Below are 19,352 nucleotides of genomic sequence, written 5' to 3' on the forward strand. Positions count from 1 at the left end.
TCGGCGGGGTTGCTTACCGGTACTTGCACGGGCTTATCCACGCAGTTCTCCCGGCAGGGTGTTGAGCGGCGTTGTGTCGGCCAACGAGGGTCTGGAGCTTTCACCGACGCGGAAGATCGCGAAGGTCGCGAAGATCGCGCCCAGCACTTCCATCAGCAGGATAGCGGGCAGGGCGATGCTGGCAATGCGCGGGCCCAGCGTCAGCGATGAGGCGACGAACTGGGAAACCAGCAGCAGCGCGACCGACGACATCGGCGACATCGCGCAGCCGGTCCAGAAGGCCTGGCGCCAGTTCGTGCCGCTGCCCCAGTTGGCGGCGCCCACGCCCAGCACCTTGGCCACGCCGCGCGCCAAGACCATGGCCACGACCAGGCTGGCCACGGCGGGGTTCCAGTCGGCCTTGGCGGCCACCACCGACACCAGGACGAACATCAGCATCGTAAGCAGCGATGACGCGGTGCCCAGCTGGCGTGGCCAGGCCCAGGGCCGCGGGTTGAGCTGCTTGAGCATCATGCCTCCCAGCAGCGCGGCCAGCGGCGCCGATCCGCCGAAATGGGCAGCCAGCGCGGTGGCGGCGGTGATCAGGGCGATCAGCAGCATCGAAGTGTTCTCGCTGGTCGGGCTCATCACGCGCAAAGCCGTACGCAGCGCCAGCGCCAGCACGGCGGCGACCACGAACGACACGCCCAGGACCACTGCCACCGGAAACAGCAGCTCGCCCAAACTGGTATGGGCCCGGTGCATCACGCCGGCGCGCGCACTGACCAGCGTCAACGCATACAAGGTGCTGAGGGTCGACAGCACCATGGCCCGTTCGGTCACCGGGCCCGAGGCGCGCGTGTCCATGATGACGCGGCTGAGCACGGCGGGCGAAGCAGCCATCGCCACCAGTGCCACCGCTTCGGCCACAGAGGGCTGCACGCCCATCCAGCGTAAGGTGTAATAGACAAACAGCGCCGTGAGGGTGCATTCCAGCAGGCTTTGCAGCAGCACCATCGGGTTGTGGCGGAACCAGCGCAAGGCGATCCGTCCCCCGGCCTCGAACAGCACGACCGAAACGCCCAGTTCCAACAGGAACAGGCCAATGCCTTGCAGCGGCCAGGCCCCACCCGAAAAGCCACCCAGGCCGGCCAGTGCGCCGATCATGGAATAGCCGACGACTTTCGGCAGGCCGGTATGGCGTTGCAGCAGATGGCCCGCCGCCGCGGCGACAGCCAGCAAGATGGACCATTGCACCGTGGGCAGGCCCGCCGAGGGCTTGAGCCAGTCGGCCCAGATGGCCATGATTTCGTTCATGAGCTTGGGCCGCTCAATGCAGCACGCGGCTGGTGCCGTCGTCGAGCACGAACGCAGGAATCTCCACGTCGAAGCGCACGCCGTCTTCGGCCACGCAGAAATAGCTACCTTGCATGGTACCGGCGGAGGTACGCAGCCTGCAACCGCTGGTGTACTCGAAGGCTTCGCCCGGCTTGAGCAGAGGCTGGTGCCCGACCACGCCCAGGCCCTTCACCTCTTCCACTTCGCCCGCCGCGTTGGCGATGATCCAGTGGCGCGCGATCAGCTGGGCCGGGACCTCACCGGTATTGGTGATGGTGATGGTGTATGCAAAGCTGAACAAACCCTCTGCCGGCGCCGATTGCTCGGGCAGGTATTGGGGTTCGACTTCGACACGGAACTGGTACTTCGCCATCCGGCAATCCTACCCGGTTCGATCGCACCCACGCGATTTGCGAGAATCGGGGCATGAGCAAAATCCACCGCATCGCTCCCTCCATCCTCTCGGCCGACTTCGCCCGCCTGGGCGAGGAGGTGAAGAATGTGGTCGCGGCGGGCGCCGACTGGATCCATTTCGACGTGATGGACAACCATTACGTGCCCAACCTGACGTTCGGGCCGATGATCTGCTCGGCCTTGAAGCCGCATGCCAAGACACCCGACGGCAAAGCCGTCCCGATCGACGTTCACCTGATGGTGCAGCCGGTGGACGCGCTGGCCCAGGCCTTCGCCGAGGCCGGCGCCGACTACATCAGCTTCCACCCTGATGCCTCGGCGCACGTGCACCGCAGCGTGCAGGCGATCAAGGCCAGCGGCTGCAAGGCCGGACTGGTGTTCAACCCGGCCGCCCCCATGGACGTGCTGGACTGGATGATCGAGGACATAGACCTCATCCTGATCATGAGCGTCAACCCGGGCTTCGGCGGCCAGGGCTTCATCGACTCGGCGCTGCGCAAGATCGAGCAGGCTCGCCGGCGGATCGAAGCTTGCGGCAAGGATATTCGCCTCGAAGTGGACGGTGGGATCAAGCCCGACAACATCGCCCGGGTCGCGGCGGCAGGCGCCGATACTTTCGTCGCCGGCAGCGCGATCTTCGGCAAGCCCGACTACAAGGGCGTGATCGACACGATGCGCACGGCCCTCAAGGGCTGAACTTCTTCACGGGGTCGTCCGCGCCCTCGCGCACCTTGTCGTAGGTCTGGTCCAGCACCGGGCCTTTGTCGGTATCCACCACGCCGCGCTCGATGTCCTCATAGGCGGCCTGTCCCACGGCGCGGCCCGACGGCTCGCTGGACGCCTGGTTGTCGGCGGACTCGTCGCGCTCATGCGGCATGCGCGGCGTCTGGTCCTGGGTTTCGCCCTGGACGGGCACGGTGTTGCCTTGGCGTTTCGGATTTCGGTTTTTCATGCCGAAATGGTGCGAGCGGCGCCTCTGCCGAATGGTAGGACGCCCCGTGCCGCCGTTGTAGGACATCTCCGGGGCGGCGCGACGTCCTGGGCGTGGGAATTGTCCTACCGCCGAATGCAGCTTCAGCCGACAAACTCGCCCGCCGCCCAACTACGGCTGTTTGCGCATGAGCTTGCTTATGCTGGGGTACGGGTTGCAGTACGGCCCAAACCTAAGGAGATGGTCATGGAGTTGTTCGCTGGAATGCCCGAATGGCTGGTCTGGTGTGCCGCCGGCGTTGCCGGTGCGATTGCCCTGGCCAATCTCGCCGTCATCCTCGAAGCCGCGCTCGAACTGGACGCGGGCTGAGCCTGTCTTCACGGCGGCCGCAGCGCCCGTGGCGCGCGCGTCTTCGCCTTCCCACAAGAAAATAGCCACAGGAGTATTCAATGGCACAGTCCAAGCAGGATGCCCAGCGCAAGTCCAAGGCCACCGAGGTTGCCTTGGCAAAGCAAAAGCAGCTGGAGTCGTTCAGCCAGGGACCGGAAAACCTGTTGACCACCAACCAGGGCGTGGTCATTCCCGACAACCACAACTCGCTCAAGGCCGGCGTGCGCGGACCGACGCTGCTGGAAGATTTCATCCTGCGCGAGAAGATCACCCACTTCGATCACGAGCGCATTCCCGAGCGGGTGGTCCATGCCCGCGGCGCGGGCGCCCATGGCTACTTCGAGCTCACCAAGTCGATGGGCGAATACACGCGGGCCGATTTTTTGCAAGAAGTCGGCACGCGCACGCCGGTCTTCACGCGCTTCTCCACGGTCGTGGGCTCGCGCGGTTCTTCCGACACGGTGCGCGACGTGCGCGGGTTCGCGGTGAAGTTCTACACGCGCGAGGGCAACTACGACCTGGTGGGCAACAACATCCCGGTGTTCTTCGTGCAGGACGCGATGAAGTTTCCCGACCTGGTTCATGCGCTCAAGCCCGAGCCGCAACATGAAATGCCCCAGGCGGCCAGCGCCCACGATACCTTCTGGGATTTCGCTTCGCTGATGCCCGAGACCACGCACATGTTGATGTGGGTGATGTCCGACCGGGCCATTCCGCGCAGCTTTCGAATGATGGAGGGCTTCGGCGTCCACACCTTTCGCTTGGTCAACGCCAAGGGCGTCTCGCACTTCGTCAAGTTCCACTGGAAGCCCAAGCTCGGCAAGCACGGCCTGGTCTGGGACGAGGCGCAGAAGATCGCCGGCAAGGACCCCGATTTCCACCGCCGCGACCTGTGGGAATGCATTGACCAAGGCAACTTCCCCGAGTGGGAGCTGGGCCTGCAGCTGATCCCCGAGGACAAGGCGGAAAGCTTGGGCTTCGACTTTCTCGATCCGACCAAACTCATTCCCGAGGAAATGGTGCCGGTGCTGACGGTGGGCCGGCTGGTGCTCAATCGCAACCCCGACAATTTCTTCTCGGAGACCGAGCAGGTAGCCTTCCATCCAGGTCACGTGGTTCCGGGCATCGACTTCAGCAACGATCCGCTGTTGCAGGGGCGGCTCTTCTCGTACACCGACACGCAGCTGTCGCGCCTGGGCGGGCCGAACTTTCACGAGATCCCGATCAATCGCGGCGTCTGCCCGTTCCACAACTTCCAGCGCGATGGCATGCATCGCATGCTGGTGAACAAGGGCCAGGTCTCGTATGAGCCGAATTCGCTGGCCAGCGGCGCCGAGTTTCGCGTCGACGGCGGCCAGCAGGGGTTCCAGAGCTTCACCGAAGCAATCGAGCCGCCCAAGATCCGCCGCCGCAGCCCGAGCTTCGACGATCACTTCAGCCAGGCCTCTTTTTTCTGGAACAGCCAGAGCCCGGCGGAGAAGGAGCACATCATCGCGGCGTTCCAGTTCGAACTGTCCAAGGTGCAGGTGCCGGCCGTGCGCCAGCGCGTCGTGGACAACCTGGCTCATGTGGACTCCAAGCTCGCCCGCAAGGTCGCGGAGTCGCTGGGAATCGCCGCGCCTGACGCCAAGGCCGCGGCCGGGCGGGCCGGATTCCGCGAAAAGCGCTCCAAGTTGCCGATCGAGGCGTCGCCCGCATTGAGCATGGATGTGAACGGTCACGGCATCGCGACCCGCAAGGTGGCGGTGTTGGTGGCCAACGGCGTCGAGATCGGTGCCCTGAGGGTCATCCAGCAGGCTCTGCAGGAGGCGGGAGCGAGCAGCCGCATCGTGGCAGCTCATCTGGGCTTTGTGGCTACCTCATCGGGCCAGCAACTTGCTGTGGACCATACGCTGGAGAACATGCCGTCGGTCATGTTCGACGCGGTGCTGGTTCCCGGCGGTGCAGCCAGCGCGCAAGCCCTGACGCGCAATGGCGACGCCGTGCACTTTGCGCTGGAGGCCTATAAGCACTGCAAGACCATCTGCGTGATCGGTGAGGGCGTCCAGTTGCTGCGCACGCTGGGCATTGGCGCGGGCGAGGGTGGCCCAGCCGTGCCGGGCGTGGTGATCGGCAAAAACGACCCGCCCCTGCGCGCGCAGCTGGCACAGGAATTCATTGCCGCGATGGCGCGCCATCGCCATTGGACGCGGCCCAACGTCGAGGCGGTCCCCGCCTGACCCGCGCCCCAGGCCGTGTTGCAGCGCGGCACAAGGGCGTTCCTACGCGCCCTTGACTCACTCGCTTACTCCCGGGTCGCGCCTCCTGCTCCCAAATACTCCCCGGTGGCCGGCGCGGGGCCGGCTGCGAAACAGCGCATTCGTGCAGGAGAGATCACCATGGCATCCAGCAACCAAGGCGGAAACCAGGGCGGTGGCGGCAAGGGCGCAGGCCAGGGCGGCAAGCAAGGCTCATCCACTCGCGGCTTTGCTTCGATGGATCCGGCGCGCCAAAGAGAAATCGCAAGTGAAGGCGGCAAGGCGGCCCACGAGAAGGGCACCGCCCATGAGTTCACGTCCGAAGAAGCCCGTCAAGCCGGTAGCAAGGGCGGCCAGGTAGCGCATGAAAAGGGCACGGCCCATGAATTCGATTCGGAGGAAGCCCGTGCGGCTGGCCGCAAGGGTGGCCAAGCCAGCGGCGGCCACCGCAGCGGCGGTCAAAGCGGCAGTCAAGGCGGCAATCAGGGCGGAAATCAAGGCGGCAGCCGTTAAGGGCAGCTCCCGCTGGATGGGGCGGCGGCCCCTTTTTTTCGGCTCCTGGTTGCGTGGCGGCACAATGGCATAGATGCCGACGCCCCACAACACCACGCAAAACCATATCCTGGCGGCTTTTCCCTCCGCAGAGTATGAACGCTTGCTGCCGCACCTCGAGTTGATCCCGATGCCGCTGGGTGAAGTGCTTTACGAATCCGGCGGTCGTTTGCAGCACGTCTATTTCCCCACCACCTCCATAGTTTCGCTGCAGTTCGTGCTGGAAGACGGGGCGTCTGCCGAGATCGCGGTGGTGGGCAATGAGGGAATACTTGGCATATCCCTGTTCATGGGCGGCGACACCACCCCCAGCCGGGCCCTGGTGCGCAGTGCCGGTTATGGCTACAGGCTCAAGGCTCAGTTGTTGCAGCAGGAATTCGGCCGCGCCGGCCCGGTGATGCGGCTGTTGCTGCGCTACACCCAGGCGCTCATCACACAGATGACGCAGACGGCCGTCTGCAATCGGCACCACTCGGTCGAGCAGCAGCTCTGTCGCGCGTTGCTACTGAGCCTGGATCGCTTGTCCACCGATTCCTTGGTGATGACGCAGGAGCTCATTGCCGGCATGTTGGGTGTTCGCCGCGAAGGCGTGACCGAGGCGGCTGGAAACCTGCAGCGCGCGGGCTTGATCCGGTACAGCCGCGGCCGGATCGATGTGCTCGATCGGCCGGGGCTGGAGAAGGCCGTCTGCGAGTGCTACGCCGTGGTCAAGGCGGAGTTCGAGAGGCTGCTGTCGGACATTCCGCGCAGCGACTGAGCGGGATTACTGCCTGGGTTCGCCGTTGCCATTCACCGCGATGGTGGTGCCGGGGGCTGCGGTCATCTGCATTTGATGGTCGCGGCCGCGGAAGTTGTAGGTGACGTCCCAATAGGCCGGCGTTCCGCTGGTGGTGTTCTCGCAGCGGCGCACGTCCTGGGCAGAAGTGGTCGAGCCGTCGCGACCGACGTTGGCGCCGATGACGCCGCCCGCCACCGCTCCGCCCACGGTGGCAATCTTCTTGCCGCTGCCGCCCCCGACCTGGTGTCCCAGCACACCGCCCAGAAGCGCGCCGACTACAGCGCCACCCACGTTGGGTTGGCCACGTGCCGGCTCGGACACCTGTTGGCGCTCGACCCAGCAGCGTTCCGTGGGCGCACCCATCACCGCGCGAACCGACGTCACGGGCGCGTCATAGACCCGCTCGTTGGCGCGTTGGCGAAATGCGTAGTTGGGTGTTTCCATCGGCGCGGCAACTTCGTTGTCGTACTGCCTGCGGCTGTTGACCGGACGCACCGAGGAGATGCTGTTGCCCAGGCCGGACGCGTTCAGAGAGTCGTAGCTGCCGCGTCGCAGGATCGCGCAGCGGCCGCCGAAGTTGGCGTCTTCGCAGACTTCCCAGCGGCCGCGTTCGACCACGACGGAAGACGTGCGGTCATTGAAGCCGTTGCGTTCGAAGTTGCGCACCTGCGTGTCGGCAGTGAAGGCGCGCCCGCGGAAGTTCTCGCCCTCATAGAAAGTGATCTGCGCCGCGGCTTGCGTGGCGAGGATGAGGGCGGATACCGCCAAGACGGTCTTGAGTTGTCTGTTCATTGAAAGGCTCCTGTTTGCCTGTTCAGGTTGCGCGCCAATGCTGAGTTGGTCTGTGCGATCGCGCACATAGGCGCATGAAGCGATTTCGTCCTACACGACCCACTGGCTCATCGGTACGGCAGCGCACAGACGAGCCCGGAGGCCCCGCCTAATCTCGGTTTTGTTGACGCCGTCATCCGCCCAGCGAGCCATCGATGGGCTGTTATCCGAGATTGCAGGAGTACTTCACATGAACCAATTCAGCCGCATTTCCATCCTCGTCGCCGCCGTCGCCCTGACCAGCCTGGTGGGCTGCGCTTCGACCCGTCAGCATGAAAGCCCCGGCCAGTACGTTGACGACACCGCCATCACCACCAAGGTGAAGACCGCCATCTTCAATGAACCCATGCTGAAGTCCGCCGAAATCAACGTGGAAACCTTCAAGGGCCGCGTCCAGCTGAGCGGCTTCGTCAGCTCGCGCGCCAGCATCGATCGCGCCGTTCAGGTCGCGCAAGGCGTGAGCGGCGTCACCTCCGTCGGCAACGACATGCGCCTCAAGTAAGAACGAAATGACCTTCATCCGCGCTCTCTGGTCCTTGCCTGCGGCGACTTTGCCTTGCTTTGTCGCGGCCGTCGTGTTCAGCACGGTGGCGATGGCCAACGTACCCAGCATGGGATGGTGGCAGGGCGCGGTGGCGGCGGAGGCCCCGGCAGTGTCCGTGCCTTTCCCCGAGGTAGCCACGGCTGCCAGGGCCAGGGCGGTCTGCGAGTCCTGTGGCGTAGTGGAAACCATCCGCCGTTTCGAGCCGGTCGGCGAACTGCCCGCCGGCTACGAGTTAACAGTGCGAATGCGCGACGGCTCGACCCGTGTCAGCAGCCTTGCCAACGCGGCCAAGTGGCATACCGGCGACCGCATCATGCTCATAGGGGGCGCGCCGGCTTCCGCCAAACAACTGCCTTGAAGGACCTGATCCTGCTTCGCTCCGTCAGTGGGCGGAAGGATCTTTGGGTCCCATCACCCGGGCATAGGTGGCCTTGTCGGCCTCATAGCAGGCGCAAGAGGCGGCTTCCAAACCTGGCCGATCAAGGATGGTGACCTTGCCGCGGCTGTAGCTGATCAGCCTGTTTTTCTGCAGCGAGCCCGCTGCCTTGGTGACGCCGACCCGGCGCACCCCCAACGCGCCCGCCAGCAATTCGTGCGTGACATGAAACTCCGCCGCATGGGCGCGGTCCTGTGTCATCAGCAGCCAGCGCGCCAGCCGCGCCTCGACCACGTGGAATCGGGTGCACAGCGCAACCTGCGCGAGTTGGTCCATCAACACATAGAGATAGCGCTTGAGTTCCTGCAGCAACACCGGGCTGCGCGCGAGTTGCCGCCTGAATCGCGCCGCGCTCATGCACAGTGCCGCTCCGGAGCCTTGAACCATCGCATGCAGCGGCGATACATCGACGCCAAGTATCAGCGGCGTCCCCAGCATCCCTTCGTTGCCGACCAACCCAACTTCCAGGCTGGCACGCTCGCCAATGGGGGTCATCAGCGAGATCACGCTCGTCATCGGGAAATAGACGTTGCGGATGGTATCGCCCGGCCGCGAAAGAACATCGGCAACGATGAGTTCCACCGACTCGCACTCGCCACTGAAGCGTTCCCTGTCCTTGCGAGGCAGGCCAGCTAGCAGGCGGTTGGCGGGCGGGGTGGTCGGCAACTGGCTCTCCGGTGAATGGACCCGCCAAGCGTGCCGCCAAAGGGACCGCTTGTCTGCGCGGTACCGTACACAACTGCTCAGTTCGCGACAAGGCGATGAAGTGCCGCCGCGAATCGTGGCACGATGACGGCCGTGCATTCGATCAGCCCACGCCCCCTTGCCCTTCAAGCCGCCATCGTCGATCTCGACGGGACGATGGTGGACACGTTGGGCGACTTCGCCGCCGCCTTGAATTGCATGCTGGACGAACTGGGCCTGCCCCCGATCGAACCGGTGGCCATCGAGTTGATGGTGGGCCGCGGCTCGGAACATCTGATACGGTCAGTGCTCGGTCACGTGGGCGCCGCGCCCTCACTGTATGAAGCTGCGTGGCAGTCCTATCAGGCGCACTATCTGGCCATCAACGGCCGGCACTCGGCGGTGTACCCGGGCGTCGTCGAAGGCCTGCGCCTGCTCAAGGACGCGGGCTTGAAGCTCGCCTGCATCACCAACAAGCCCACCAATTTCGCCAAGCCCCTGCTCCAGGCGAAGGGCCTGGCCGGATTCTTCGAGGTGGTTTTCGGCGGCGATGCGTTCGAGCGCAAGAAGCCGGACCCGCTGCCGCTGCTCAAAGCCTGCGACGCATTGGGCTCAAAGCCCGCCTCCACGCTGGTGATAGGCGACTCGAGCAACGACGCCGCGGCCGCACGTGCTGCCGGCTGCCCGGTGCTGCTGGTGACCTACGGCTACAACCATGGCGAGCCGGTGCGTGCCGTGGACGCCGATGGCTTCCTCGATTCGCTGGCCGGCCTGCAGCGATGGCTCAGGCAGGCTTGCCCAGCAGCGCGTCCTTGAGCTTCCAGTCGGCCGGGTTCGGTCCGAGCCAGATGCGCAGCAGCGCGTTGTAGAACTCGGGCTCCTTGAAAGGCTCTCCCTGCGGCACGCCCTTGACGGTGATAACGGTGCCCGTGCCGGGAATCCAGTCGATCAGGAAGTTCTCGCCGGGCATGAGCCTTTTGTGATCCGAAAAGAGCTGGCTCATTCGCAGCACGCCCGGGATCAGCTTGGAGAAGGCGGCCTTTTCCATGTTGTCTTCCATGCCGCGCGAAAACAGCTTCCCCAGCTCCGACGAATCGATCTCGCGCAGCATGGTGATGGACATGCGCTTGGCGCCTGGGGCGGCCAGCACTTCCTCGGTCGTGCCGCCCTTCTTGGGGAGATACAGGCCGGCGGTGTAGACCTTGAACACGGCCTTGTAGCGCACGCCCGCACCATTGAGCTGGAGCTTGGTGCCGCGCACATCCGCCGCCTCGTCGTACTTCACGCCGGAAACGGTGATCTGGGCGAGGGCTGCAGGCGCCAGGGCCAATGCGGCAGCGGCAAGCAGCCATTGCTTGAGGAATTTCACTTCGGCTCCTGAAAAAGAACGGTCGTTCGATTCGGCGAATTCTGGGCATCGGAGCCGGCCGCTGCAAGAGGGTTTCCTCGCGTAACCAAATGTTTAGATAGAGCGCTCCAGGACGCCGGCCCCGTTTGCTACACTTTCGCCCATGTTCATCCACCGCACCAACATCACAGGTCGTTCGAGCCGGGGAGCCTGGCCCTGGCGGAAGCCTGATTTCGTGCGTTCCTGATTGCACGGGGCAGCCCCGTGCCCCCGCGCCTCTTGCCAGAGAGGTACCCGTCTTGAATAGTGCGGCACCATGCCGCCGAGCTTGTGGAGGCTCACCCCTTGATCACCGAACTTGAATTCAAAAGCCTTGCTTCGCAGGGCTACAACCGTATTCCGCTGATCGCCGAAGCGTTCGCGGACCTGGAAACCCCGCTCTCGCTCTATCTGAAACTGGCCCACGCCAAGGGCGGCGGCAAGCACAGCTTCCTGCTGGAATCCGTGGTCGGCGGCGAGCGGTTCGGGCGCTACAGCTTCATCGGATTGCCCGCCAACACGCTGCTGCGCGCCAGCGGCTTCGGTGCCGATGCCTTGACCGAAGTCGTCAAGGACGGCAACGTCATCGAGACGGCGCGCGGCAATCCCCTGGACTTCATCGCGCAGTACCAGACCCGCTTCAAAGTCGCCTTGCGGCCCGGCCTGCCGCGGTTTTGCGGCGGCCTGGCCGGCTACTTCGGTTACGACACCGTGCGCTACATCGAGAAGAAGCTGGAAAAAAGCTGCCCGGTCGACACGCTGGGCTGCCCGGACATCCTGCTGCTGCAGTGCGAAGAACTGGCCGTGATCGACAACCTGTCGGGCAAGCTCTATCTCATCGTCTACGCCGATCCGGGCCAGGGCGAAGCCTATGCCAACGGCAAGAAGCGCCTGCGCGAGCTCAAGGAGCAGCTGAAATACTCGGTGAGCGCTCCCGTGATCAAGCAGACGCAGACATTCCCCGCCGAGCGCGACTTCGCCAAGGCGGACTACCTGAAGGCCGTGGAGCGCGCCAAGGAGCTGATCGCCGCCGGCGACTTCATGCAGGTGCAGGTGGGGCAGCGCATCAAGAAGCGCTACACGGAATCGCCGCTGTCGCTTTACCGTGCGCTGCGCTCGCTCAATCCCAGCCCCTACATGTACTACTACCACTTCGGGGATTTCCACGTGGTGGGGGCCTCGCCCGAAATCCTGGTGCGCCAGGAGCAGACGCCCGAAGGCCAGAAGGTCACCATCCGTCCGCTGGCAGGTACCCGCCCCCGCGCAGCCTCGCCCGAGCAGGACAAGCTCGTCGAGCAGGAACTGATCAACGACCCCAAGGAGCGTGCCGAGCACGTGATGCTGATCGACCTGGCGCGCAACGACATTGGCCGCATCGCCAAGACCGGCACCGTCAAGGTGACCGAGGCCTTCGCCGTGGAGCGCTACAGCCACGTGATGCACATCGTCAGCAACGTCGAAGGCATCCTCAACGACGGCATGACCAGCATCGACGTGCTCAAGGCCACGTTCCCGGCCGGCACCTTGACCGGAGCGCCGAAGGTACACGCCATGGAGCTGATCGACCAGCTGGAGCCGACCAAGCGCGGCCTCTACGGCGGGGCCTGCGGCTACCTCAGCTACGCCGGCGACATGGACGTAGCGATTGCGATTCGCACCGGCATCATCAAGGACCAGATGCTGTATGTGCAGGCCGCCGCCGGCGTCGTCGCCGACTCCGTGCCCGAACTGGAATGGAAAGAAACCGAAGCCAAGGCGCGGGCGCTGCTGCGCGCCTCCGAACTGGTCGAGGAGGGCCTGGAATGAACAAGCCTGTTGTCCATCATTGCCAATCGATGGCGGAAGTGCGCCAGCACATCGATGCGCTCGACGCGCGTATCGTGCCGCTGCTGGCCGAGCGCAGCGGCTACGTGGCCCAGGCGGCGCGCATCAAGCAGCATGCCAACCAGGTGCACGACCAGGAGCGCATCGACTTCATCGTCGATCGGGTCAAGGCAATGGCGCGCGAATTGGGCGCGCCCGAAGCGGTGGTCGAGGCCACCTATCGCGCCATGATCGATGGCTTCATCGAGTTCGAACGGGGCGAATTCGCGCGTCTTCACGCAAGGACTGAGCCATGAAGCTATTGATGATCGACAACTACGACAGCTTCACCTACAACCTGGTGCAGTATTTCGGCGAACTCGGTGCGCAGGTCGAAGTGTTCCGCAACGACGAGATCACGGTGGCCGGCATCGCGGAGCGCCGGCCCGACGTGCTGGTCGTGTCGCCGGGGCCCTGCTCGCCGGCCGAGGCCGGCATCTCGGTCGCAGCGATTCAACACTTCGCCGGCAAGCTGCCGATCCTGGGCGTTTGCCTGGGGCACCAGAGCATCGGCGCTGCCCTGGGCGGCAAGATCGTGCGCGCCCAGCAGCTGATGCACGGCAAGACCAGCGTGATCACGACGACGCGCGAGGGCGTCTTCGCCGGCCTGCCCGAAAAATTCACCGTCAACCGCTACCACTCGCTGGCCATCGAGAGAGCCTCCTGTCCGGCCGAACTGGCCACCACGGCCTGGACCGATGACGGCGAGATCATGGGTGTGCGCCACAAGGAGCTGCCGATCCAGGGCGTGCAGTTCCATCCCGAATCCATACTCACCGAGCATGGCCATGCCATGTTGAAGAACTTCCTGGAGCAGCGGCAATGAGCGCGCCGGTGGATTTGCGCAGCGACACGGTCACGCAACCCACCGCCGGGATGCGTGCCGCCATGGCCGCCGCACCACTGGGCGACGACGTGTTCGGCGACGACCCCAGCGTCAACGCCCTGCAGGACAAGATCGCCGCGATGCTGGGCTTCGAAGCGGCGCTGTTCGTGCCGACCGGAACGCAAGGCAATCTCTGCGCCATCCTCGCCCACTGCCAGCGCGGCGACGAATACATCGTCGGCCAGATGCAGCATTGCTATCGCTGGGAAGGCGGCGGCGCGGCCGTGTTCGGCAGTGTCCAGCCGCAGCCGCTGGACAACCAGGCCGACGGCTCGCTGGCGCTGGCGCAGATCGAGGCCGCCATCAAGCCGGACGATCCGCATTTCGCCCGCACCCGCCTCTTGGCCCTGGAAAACACGATAGGCGGCAAGCTGCTGCCCATGGCCTATGTCGAGCAGGCCACGCAGCTGGCGCAGCGCAAGGGCCTGTCCCGCCACCTGGATGGCGCGCGCTTGTTCAATGCGGCCGTGGCCCAGGCGGCGCAGGCCGGCAGCGATCCACGGGCGGAGGCGCGGCGCATCGCCCAGTGCTTCGACAGCGTGTCGGTGTGCTTCAGCAAGGGCCTGGGCGCACCGGCGGGCTCGGCGCTGTGCGGCTCGCGCGAGCTGATCGCCCGCGCCAGACGTATCCGCAAAATGGCCGGTGGCGCGATGCGCCAAGCCGGCTTCATCGCGGCTGCCGCTTCGTACGCGCTCGATCACCATATCGACCGTCTGGCCGAAGACCATGCGCTGGCACGGCGGCTGGCCGAGGGTCTGGGCGGTATTGCGGAACTGCAGGTGGAGCCGCCGCAGACCAACATCCTGTTCGTCGATCTGGTCGGGCCGGCCCAGGAGCGGTCTGCCGCGCTGCTGGACCATCTGGCGCGCGAAGGTGTGCAGGCGACCGGGCTGTACCGCCTGCGCTTCGTGACCCATCTGGATGTGGACGCGGCGGGGGTGGAGCGCGCCGTCGCCGCCATCCGGCGCTTCTTTCAAGTCTCCGGAACCCGCCATGCCTGACTTTCATCACCTGTTGCTGTTCATGGCCGCCGGCTGGCTGCTCAACCTCACGCCCGGGCCGGACGTGCTGTACATCGTGACCAATTCGCTGCGCTCGGGGGCGCGCGCCGGAATCGTCGCCGGACTGGGCATCACGGCCGGCTGCTTCGTCCATATCTTTGCGGCGGCCTTGGGCGTCAGTGCATTGCTGGCCACCTCGGCCACGGCGTTCGCGGTGCTCAAATGGGCCGGCGCTGCCTACCTGCTGTGGATCGGTGTGAGGCTGCTGCTGTCCAAGGCGCCGCAGGTCACCCCGGATCTGGCTGCACTGGCCGCGGCCGAACCGCCGCGCAGCCTCAAGGCGATCTGGCGCGGCGGTTTCTGGACCAATGTGCTCAATCCCAAGGTGGCCATCTTCTTCCTGGCCTTCGTGCCGCAGTTCATCGCGCCCGACGCGAGCAACAAGGCGCTGGCCTTCGTACTGCTGGGCGCGCTGTTCAACCTGAACGCCATCCCCGTCAATGCCGGGTGGGCCCTTGCCGCAGCGTGGATGGCCAGGCGGGATAGCGTGCAGCGTGGCATGCACTGGCTCGACCGCGTGGCCGGAGCCATGTTCATTGGCTTTGGCATCAAGCTGGCCTTGTCCGACAATCGAGTTCAGTAAATGGAGATCGCCATGCCCATCACCCCCCAGGAAGCGCTGCAGCGCACCATCGAACACCGCGAGATATTCCACGACGAGATGCTCAAGGTCGTGCGCATGATCATGAGCGGCGAGCTCTCTCCCGTCATGATGGCCGCCCTGATCACGGGCCTGCGCGTCAAGAAGGAAACCATTGGCGAGATCACGGCCGCCGCCCAGGTGATGCGCGAGTTCTCGACCAAGGTCAACGTGGCCGACAAGACCCACCTGGTCGATATCGTGGGCACGGGCGGTGACGGCTCGCACACCTTCAATATTTCCACCTGCACGATGTTCGTGGCCGCGGCCGCCGGCGCCAAGGTCAGCAAGCATGGCGGCCGCAGCGTTTCCAGCAAGAGCGGCAGCGCCGACGTGCTGGAAAGCCTGGGGCTGAACATCAACCTGGCGCCCGAAGCCATCGCCCGCTGCATTGAAGAGGTGGGTATCGGCTTTATGTTCGCGCCGAATCACCATCCCGCGATGAAGAACGTCGCGCCGGTGCGCAAGGAACTCGGCGTTCGCACCATCTTCAACATCCTGGGCCCGCTCACCAACCCGGCCAGCGCCCCCAACATCCTGATGGGCGTGTTCCACCCCGACCTCGTGGGCATCCAGGTGCGGGCGCTGCAACGCCTCGGCGCCGATCACGCCGTCGTGGTGTATGGCCGCGATGGCATGGACGAGGTGAGCCTGGGCGCGGCGACCATGGTGGGTGAACTCAAGCATGGGCAGATCCACGAATACGAGATCCACCCCGAGGATTTCGGCCTGCCGATGGCCAGCAACCGCGCGCTCAAGGTGGAGACGCCGGAGCAATCGCGCCTGATGCTGATGAGCGTGCTCGACAACCAGTCCGGCGCCGCCCGGGACATCGTGGTCTTCAACGCCGGTGTCGCCTTGTACGCCGCCAATGTGGTCGAGACCATTCAGGCCGGCATCGTCAAGGCGCGGGCCGCCATCGAATCGGGCGCTGCCAAGCACAAGCTCGAGCAGTTGATCAGTCTTTCCAAATCGCTCGCAGCCTGAAGCCCATGTCGGACATCCTGAACCAGATCGTCGCGGTCAAGCGCGAGGAAATCGCCGCCGCGCAGAAGAAGATTCCCTTCGCCGCCATGCGTGCGGATGCGGAAAGCCGGGTGCTGACCCGCGACTTCGAAGGCGCGCTGCGGCGCAAGATCGACGCAGGCAAGAGCGCCGTGATTGCCGAAATCAAGAAGGCCAGCCCGAGCAAGGGCGTGCTGCGCGCCGACTTCATCCCGGCCGACATCGCCCAGAGCTACGCCGAAGCCGGCGCCGCTTGCCTGTCCGTGCTGACCGACCGCCAGTTCTTCCAGGGCCAGGCCGACTACCTGAAGCAGGCGCGGGCGTCCTGCGACCTGCCGGTGCTGCGCAAGGACTTCATGGTCGATGCCTACCAGATCTATGAATCGCGGGCCATGGGTGCGGACTGCGTGCTCCTGATCGCGGCTTGCCTGGAAGACGCGCAGATGGCCGAACTGGAGGCGATCGCCCGCAGCCTGGACATGGCTGTGCTGGTCGAAGTGCACGACCGGCCCGAACTCGAGCGCGCGCTCAAGCTCAAGACCCCCTTGCTGGGCATCAACAACCGCAACCTGCGCAGCTTCGAGGTCTCATTGGAGACCACATTGGGCCTGCTGGGCGAGGTGCCGGTCGATCGCGTGCTGGTCACCGAGTCGGGCATCCTGACCCAGGACGACGTGAAGAAGATGCGTGACGCCGGCGTCTATGCTTTCCTGGTGGGCGAGGCCTTCATGCGCGCCGACGATCCCGGCCAAGCACTGGCCGCGCTGTTCGGAAACTGAAAAGTGGATAACCTGCAGCGCTGGGAACCCGAGCATTGGGGCTTGGCTGATGGATGGGGCGGCGTGGTTGACGCCTTCCTGTCGAGCACCACCGGCCTGCGGCTCGCCTCGTTCATTCGTGAACGGCTGGCGGCCGGTGCCACGATCTATCCGCCGCGTCCTTTCCGGGCGCTTGAGCTGACCCCCTTGCACAAGGTGCGGGCGGTGATCCTGGGCCAGGACCCCTACCATGGCCCCGGCCAAGCCGAAGGCCTGGCCTTTTCCGTGCGACCTGGCGTCAAACTGCCGCCATCGTTGCGCAACATCTTCAAGGAACTGCGCAGCGAGCCGGATGAGCCATTGCCCACCCATGGCTCGCTGGTCGATTGGGCGCAGCGCGGTGTCCTGCTCCTCAATACCAGCCTGACCGTCGAGGATGGCCTCCCCGGCAGCCACGCCAAGAAAGGCTGGGAAGTGCTGACCGACGCGCTGCTGGCCGAGGTTGCTGCCCGGGCGTCGCCTTGCGTATACATGCTCTGGGGCGCCCATGCCCAAGCCAAGGCCCCGCTGATCGAGGAAACCGCAGCTCGCCACGACCGTGAGGCCATGGTGTTGCTGGCCAACCACCCTTCGCCGCTGTCGGCCAGCCGGCCACCCGTGCCGTTCCTCGGCTGCGGTCATTTCGGGCTGGCCCGCGAATGGCTGGCAGCGCGCGGGTACTCAAGCGTTTTTTGAGCGCTTGAACAGCCGCGCGAGCCACGACCGAAAGCCCCTTTCCCGGATGCTTCCGTCGGGAGACGGTGACGGCAGGTCCTGCCGAGTGTCGTCGAGGTAGTCGCGCCGGATATCGACGGTGCTGCGCTGGCCCAGCGCGTCGAAATGCCGCGCCAGCCAGTGCGCTGCCGAGGCCTGGCCGGCCTCGAACAGCTTGCGGATCATGACTCCGTCGGTCGATGTCTTGGTGGAAGCCGGCCAGGCCTGCAGGGCTGGGCCGCCATCGATGCGGTGCACCAGGACGTTCTTGCAGTACGCACCCTGCAGAGCGCCCTTGGCCAGCAGGTCGTTGATGAGGTCGATGGAGCGCATTTGGGTCAGCAGGCTGGCGTTGAAGGTCAGCTCATTGACGCGATCCAGGATCTCGCCCGAGCTCTGGGGGATGCGGTCGCGCCGCAGCGGGTTGAGCTGCACCAGCATCAGGTCGGGGCTCTCGCAGCGATCGATCAGGGGCGCCAGGGCCGGATTGACCGAATAGCCGCCATCCCAGTAGTGTTCGCCGTCGATCTCCACGGCCTTGAACAGCATCGGCAGGCAAGCCGATGCCATCACGGCCTCCACGGTGAGCTGCCTGCCACCGAAGATGACGGCCTTGCCGGTCCTGACATGTGTGGCCGAAACGAAGACCTTGAGCTGGTGGGTGTGGGCGATGGCCTCGAAGTCGATCTCGCGCTCCAGCAGGCGGCGCAGCGGATTGATGTCCAGCGGGTTCGACTGGTAAGGGGAAAACAGGCCCCTCAAGGTGTTCGAGATGATGTTGGTAGGCGCTAACTCCGTAGGTAGCCCGCCCCAGAGCATCGCAGCAACCCTTTCCTGCAGCGCTCCCAGGCTGCCCCAGGCCGCGATTTCGCCCCATATGCGGGCCAACGAATCGCGCGCGGCGCGGCGCGGGTCCTGGCCGGCGGCGAGGCCTTTGCAGTAGCCACTGGCCAGGGCCACGGCGTTCACGGCGCCGGCGCTGGTGCCGCTGAGGCCTTCGAGGGCGATGCGCTCGTCGGCGAGCAGGGCGTCGAGCACGCCCCAAGTGAAGGCGCCGTGCGAGCCGCCCCCCTGCAAAGCCAGATTGACGGTCCGCATACCGGGATTCAAAGCAACATTCATGCGGGGCATTGTGGGGTCAATGCCTGACCCAAAGGTGACCCGGCGGAGCAAATCGTGCTATATTTCGAGGTTCGCCGGAGGGGTGCCCGAGTGGCTAAAGGGGGCAGACTGTAAATCTGTTGGCTTACGCCTACGCTGGTTCGAATCCAGCCTCCTCCACCAAGCATTTTTGCGAGGTCGGCGAAGAATGAAAGAAGCGGTTTGTGTAGAGCTGTGGAAAGTCTGCAAGGGTCGTTGAAGTCGCCCGATGCGGGAGTAGTTCAATGGTAGAACCCTAGCCTTCCAAGCTAATGACGCGGGTTCGATTCCCGTCTCCCGCTCCACAAACCGGTTTGCGCGGCGAAGGAATTCGCCCTTGTGGCTCAGTGGTAGAGCACTCCCTTGGTAAGGGAGAGGTCGCGGGTCCGATTCCCGCCAAGGGCACCATAGTTGAGTTGAGATCTAGTTTCTTTTTCGGAGTCGAAAAATGGCAAAAGGAAAATTCGAGCGTACCAAGCCGCACGTCAACGTGGGCACGATTGGCCACGTGGACCATGGCAAGACGACGCTGACGGCGGCCATCACCTCGGTGCTGGCGGCCAAGTTCGGCGGCGAGGCCAAGGCGTATGACCAGATCGACGCGGCTCCGGAAGAAAAAGCGCGCGGCATCACCATCAACACCGCGCACGTCGAGTACGAGACCAAGAACCGCCACTACGCGCACGTGGACTGCCCCGGCCACGCCGACTACGTCAAGAACATGATCACCGGCGCCGCCCAGATG

At 64.9% G+C, this 19,352-nt stretch carries 24 protein-coding genes and 3 tRNA genes; 20 read left to right on the plus strand and 7 right to left on the minus strand.

All coding sequences use genetic code 11. The features are described 5' to 3' along the window. Positions 1–33: 33 nt before the first annotated feature. On the minus strand, positions 34–1,296 hold the full coding sequence (locus tag HNE04_RS26635; protein WP_172226576.1) for a cation:proton antiporter: 1,263 nt from the start codon (positions 1,294–1,296) through the stop codon (positions 34–36). A 13-nt stretch (positions 1,297–1,309) separates the two neighbouring features. After that, on the minus strand, positions 1,310–1,690 hold the full coding sequence (apaG, locus tag HNE04_RS26640) for a Co2+/Mg2+ efflux protein ApaG (RefSeq protein ID WP_172226579.1): 381 nt from the start codon (positions 1,688–1,690) through the stop codon (positions 1,310–1,312). Between the two features lie 53 nt (positions 1,691–1,743). On the opposite strand from apaG, the gene rpe reads away from it, so the two are divergent. Then, the gene (gene rpe, locus HNE04_RS26645; protein ID WP_172226582.1) at positions 1,744–2,427 is read left to right on the plus strand and encodes a ribulose-phosphate 3-epimerase; all 684 of its coding nucleotides are present in this window, start codon (positions 1,744–1,746) and stop codon (positions 2,425–2,427) included. Here rpe and HNE04_RS26650 read toward each other — a convergent pair. Then, positions 2,417–2,683, minus strand: a complete 267-nt coding sequence (locus tag HNE04_RS26650) for a hypothetical protein (RefSeq protein ID WP_172226585.1) — start codon at positions 2,681–2,683, stop codon at positions 2,417–2,419. The genes rpe and HNE04_RS26650 overlap by 11 nt on opposite strands. A gap of 225 nt (positions 2,684–2,908) precedes the next feature. Between HNE04_RS26650 and HNE04_RS28380 the strand changes: the two genes are divergently transcribed. The 4 genes from HNE04_RS28380 (at position 2,909) to HNE04_RS26665 (ending at position 6,598) form a co-directional block, all read left to right on the plus strand. Beyond that, positions 2,909–3,031, plus strand: coding sequence for a hypothetical protein (locus HNE04_RS28380; RefSeq protein ID WP_268904976.1), 123 nt, complete (start codon positions 2,909–2,911; stop codon positions 3,029–3,031). A gap of 80 nt (positions 3,032–3,111) precedes the next feature. Then, a complete protein-coding gene (locus HNE04_RS26655) occupies positions 3,112–5,271 on the plus strand; it encodes a catalase (protein ID WP_172226588.1) in 2,160 nt (719 codons plus the stop codon). Between the two features lie 159 nt (positions 5,272–5,430). Further along, positions 5,431–5,802 (plus strand): KGG domain-containing protein, encoded by a 372-nt coding sequence (locus HNE04_RS26660; protein ID WP_172226591.1) that lies wholly within the window; start codon positions 5,431–5,433, stop codon positions 5,800–5,802. Positions 5,803–5,875: 73 nt separating this feature from the next. Further along, complete coding sequence (locus HNE04_RS26665; protein ID WP_172226594.1) at positions 5,876–6,598, plus strand: Crp/Fnr family transcriptional regulator; 723 nt, start codon at positions 5,876–5,878, stop codon at positions 6,596–6,598. A 6-nt stretch (positions 6,599–6,604) separates the two neighbouring features. Here HNE04_RS26665 and HNE04_RS28475 read toward each other — a convergent pair whose 3' ends face one another. After that, complete coding sequence (locus HNE04_RS28475; protein WP_172226596.1) at positions 6,605–7,411, minus strand: beta/gamma crystallin-related protein; 807 nt, start codon at positions 7,409–7,411, stop codon at positions 6,605–6,607. Between the two features lie 229 nt (positions 7,412–7,640). Here HNE04_RS28475 and HNE04_RS26675 point away from each other — a divergent pair, with 229 nt between their 5' ends. Further along, the gene (locus HNE04_RS26675; protein ID WP_172226597.1) at positions 7,641–7,952 is read left to right on the plus strand and encodes a BON domain-containing protein; all 312 of its coding nucleotides are present in this window, start codon (positions 7,641–7,643) and stop codon (positions 7,950–7,952) included. A 7-nt stretch (positions 7,953–7,959) separates the two neighbouring features. Beyond that, positions 7,960–8,352 (plus strand): hypothetical protein, encoded by a 393-nt coding sequence (locus HNE04_RS26680; RefSeq protein WP_172226598.1) that lies wholly within the window; start codon positions 7,960–7,962, stop codon positions 8,350–8,352. A 24-nt stretch (positions 8,353–8,376) separates the two neighbouring features. Here HNE04_RS26680 and HNE04_RS26685 read toward each other — a convergent pair whose 3' ends face one another. Further along, positions 8,377–9,096, minus strand: a complete 720-nt coding sequence (locus HNE04_RS26685; protein WP_235965464.1) for a Crp/Fnr family transcriptional regulator — start codon at positions 9,094–9,096, stop codon at positions 8,377–8,379. Between the two features lie 123 nt (positions 9,097–9,219). Between HNE04_RS26685 and gph the strand changes: the two genes are divergently transcribed. Then, positions 9,220–9,930, plus strand: coding sequence for a phosphoglycolate phosphatase (gph, locus tag HNE04_RS26690; protein WP_172226600.1), 711 nt, complete (start codon positions 9,220–9,222; stop codon positions 9,928–9,930). On the opposite strand, the gene HNE04_RS26695 is transcribed toward gph, so the two are convergent. After that, positions 9,899–10,483 carry a chalcone isomerase family protein gene (locus HNE04_RS26695; RefSeq protein ID WP_172226601.1) on the minus strand — a complete coding sequence of 195 codons (585 nt, stop codon included), beginning with the start codon at positions 10,481–10,483 and terminating at the stop codon, positions 9,899–9,901. The two genes, gph and HNE04_RS26695, sit on opposite strands and share 32 nt — an antisense overlap. A 324-nt stretch (positions 10,484–10,807) precedes the next feature. Here HNE04_RS26695 and trpE point away from each other — a divergent pair, with 324 nt between their 5' ends. The 8 genes from trpE to HNE04_RS26735 are packed head-to-tail and all read left to right on the plus strand — an operon-like array spanning position 10,808 to position 17,449. After that, on the plus strand, positions 10,808–12,307 hold the full coding sequence (gene trpE / locus HNE04_RS26700; protein WP_172226602.1) for an anthranilate synthase component I: 1,500 nt from the start codon (positions 10,808–10,810) through the stop codon (positions 12,305–12,307). Next, positions 12,304–12,621: a chorismate mutase gene (locus HNE04_RS26705; RefSeq protein ID WP_172226603.1), complete on the plus strand. Its 318-nt coding sequence runs from the start codon at positions 12,304–12,306 to the stop codon at positions 12,619–12,621. The genes trpE and HNE04_RS26705 overlap by 4 nt, the downstream gene beginning before the upstream one ends. Further along, on the plus strand, positions 12,618–13,190 hold the full coding sequence (locus HNE04_RS26710) for an aminodeoxychorismate/anthranilate synthase component II (protein WP_172226606.1): 573 nt from the start codon (positions 12,618–12,620) through the stop codon (positions 13,188–13,190). The genes HNE04_RS26705 and HNE04_RS26710 overlap by 4 nt, the downstream gene beginning before the upstream one ends. After that, the gene (gene ltaE, locus HNE04_RS26715) at positions 13,187–14,251 is read left to right on the plus strand and encodes a low-specificity L-threonine aldolase (RefSeq protein ID WP_172226609.1); all 1,065 of its coding nucleotides are present in this window, start codon (positions 13,187–13,189) and stop codon (positions 14,249–14,251) included. Before HNE04_RS26710 ends, ltaE begins: the two co-directional genes overlap by 4 nt. Then, positions 14,244–14,894 (plus strand): LysE family translocator, encoded by a 651-nt coding sequence (locus HNE04_RS26720; RefSeq protein WP_172226612.1) that lies wholly within the window; start codon positions 14,244–14,246, stop codon positions 14,892–14,894. The genes ltaE and HNE04_RS26720 overlap by 8 nt, the downstream gene beginning before the upstream one ends. Positions 14,895–14,906: 12 nt before the next feature. Beyond that, positions 14,907–15,938 (plus strand): anthranilate phosphoribosyltransferase, encoded by a 1,032-nt coding sequence (trpD, locus tag HNE04_RS26725; protein WP_172226615.1) that lies wholly within the window; start codon positions 14,907–14,909, stop codon positions 15,936–15,938. Between the two features lie 5 nt (positions 15,939–15,943). Next, positions 15,944–16,735: an indole-3-glycerol phosphate synthase TrpC gene (gene trpC / locus HNE04_RS26730; RefSeq protein WP_172226618.1), complete on the plus strand. Its 792-nt coding sequence runs from the start codon at positions 15,944–15,946 to the stop codon at positions 16,733–16,735. A 3-nt stretch (positions 16,736–16,738) separates the two neighbouring features. Beyond that, entirely contained in the window at positions 16,739–17,449 is a 711-nt protein-coding gene (locus tag HNE04_RS26735) for a uracil-DNA glycosylase (RefSeq protein ID WP_328700421.1), read from the plus strand. On the opposite strand, the gene HNE04_RS26740 is transcribed toward HNE04_RS26735, so the two are convergent. Continuing rightward, complete coding sequence (locus HNE04_RS26740; protein WP_235965466.1) at positions 17,435–18,589, minus strand: patatin-like phospholipase family protein; 1,155 nt, start codon at positions 18,587–18,589, stop codon at positions 17,435–17,437. The genes HNE04_RS26735 and HNE04_RS26740 overlap by 15 nt on opposite strands. 76 nt (positions 18,590–18,665) lie before the next feature. On the opposite strand from HNE04_RS26740, the gene HNE04_RS26745 reads away from it, so the two are divergent. The 4 genes from HNE04_RS26745 to HNE04_RS26760 all read left to right on the plus strand — a co-directional run. Further along, positions 18,666–18,751 (plus strand) — tRNA-Tyr (locus HNE04_RS26745). A gap of 87 nt (positions 18,752–18,838) precedes the next feature. Next, a tRNA-Gly gene (locus HNE04_RS26750) sits at positions 18,839–18,912 on the plus strand. 28 nt (positions 18,913–18,940) lie between these two features. Continuing rightward, positions 18,941–19,015 (plus strand) — tRNA-Thr (locus HNE04_RS26755). Between the two features lie 40 nt (positions 19,016–19,055). Beyond that, a partial coding sequence (locus HNE04_RS26760) for a GTP-binding protein (protein WP_172225625.1) occupies positions 19,056–19,352 on the plus strand: 297 nt, incomplete at its 3' end.

Source organism: Caenimonas soli (genome assembly GCF_013155545.1).
In the GTDB taxonomy this organism is placed as follows: domain Bacteria; phylum Pseudomonadota; class Gammaproteobacteria; order Burkholderiales; family Burkholderiaceae_C; genus Ramlibacter; species Ramlibacter soli.

Excerpts from the sequence above, each read along its gene's own strand:
- HNE04_RS26635 (WP_172226576.1), bottom strand. The coding sequence starts at position 1,296 with ATGAACGAAATCATGGCCATCTGGGCCGACTGGCTCAAGCCCTCGGCG.
- apaG (WP_172226579.1), bottom strand. The coding sequence starts at position 1,690 with ATGGCGAAGTACCAGTTCCGTGTCGAAGTCGAACCCCAATACCTGCCC.
- rpe (WP_172226582.1), top strand. The coding sequence starts at position 1,744 with ATGAGCAAAATCCACCGCATCGCTCCCTCCATCCTCTCGGCCGACTTC.
- HNE04_RS26650 (WP_172226585.1), bottom strand. The coding sequence starts at position 2,683 with ATGAAAAACCGAAATCCGAAACGCCAAGGCAACACCGTGCCCGTCCAG.
- HNE04_RS28380 (WP_268904976.1), top strand. The coding sequence starts at position 2,909 with ATGGAGTTGTTCGCTGGAATGCCCGAATGGCTGGTCTGGTGTGCCGCC.
- HNE04_RS26655 (WP_172226588.1), top strand. The coding sequence starts at position 3,112 with ATGGCACAGTCCAAGCAGGATGCCCAGCGCAAGTCCAAGGCCACCGAG.
- HNE04_RS26660 (WP_172226591.1), top strand. The coding sequence starts at position 5,431 with ATGGCATCCAGCAACCAAGGCGGAAACCAGGGCGGTGGCGGCAAGGGC.
- HNE04_RS26665 (WP_172226594.1), top strand. The coding sequence starts at position 5,876 with ATGCCGACGCCCCACAACACCACGCAAAACCATATCCTGGCGGCTTTT.
- HNE04_RS28475 (WP_172226596.1), bottom strand. The coding sequence starts at position 7,411 with ATGAACAGACAACTCAAGACCGTCTTGGCGGTATCCGCCCTCATCCTC.
- HNE04_RS26675 (WP_172226597.1), top strand. The coding sequence starts at position 7,641 with ATGAACCAATTCAGCCGCATTTCCATCCTCGTCGCCGCCGTCGCCCTG.
- HNE04_RS26680 (WP_172226598.1), top strand. The coding sequence starts at position 7,960 with ATGACCTTCATCCGCGCTCTCTGGTCCTTGCCTGCGGCGACTTTGCCT.
- gph (WP_172226600.1), top strand. The coding sequence starts at position 9,220 with ATGACGGCCGTGCATTCGATCAGCCCACGCCCCCTTGCCCTTCAAGCC.
- HNE04_RS26705 (WP_172226603.1), top strand. The coding sequence starts at position 12,304 with ATGAACAAGCCTGTTGTCCATCATTGCCAATCGATGGCGGAAGTGCGC.
- HNE04_RS26710 (WP_172226606.1), top strand. The coding sequence starts at position 12,618 with ATGAAGCTATTGATGATCGACAACTACGACAGCTTCACCTACAACCTG.
- ltaE (WP_172226609.1), top strand. The coding sequence starts at position 13,187 with ATGAGCGCGCCGGTGGATTTGCGCAGCGACACGGTCACGCAACCCACC.
- HNE04_RS26720 (WP_172226612.1), top strand. The coding sequence starts at position 14,244 with ATGCCTGACTTTCATCACCTGTTGCTGTTCATGGCCGCCGGCTGGCTG.
- trpD (WP_172226615.1), top strand. The coding sequence starts at position 14,907 with ATGCCCATCACCCCCCAGGAAGCGCTGCAGCGCACCATCGAACACCGC.
- trpC (WP_172226618.1), top strand. The coding sequence starts at position 15,944 with ATGTCGGACATCCTGAACCAGATCGTCGCGGTCAAGCGCGAGGAAATC.
- HNE04_RS26740 (WP_235965466.1), bottom strand. The coding sequence starts at position 18,589 with ATGAATGTTGCTTTGAATCCCGGTATGCGGACCGTCAATCTGGCTTTG.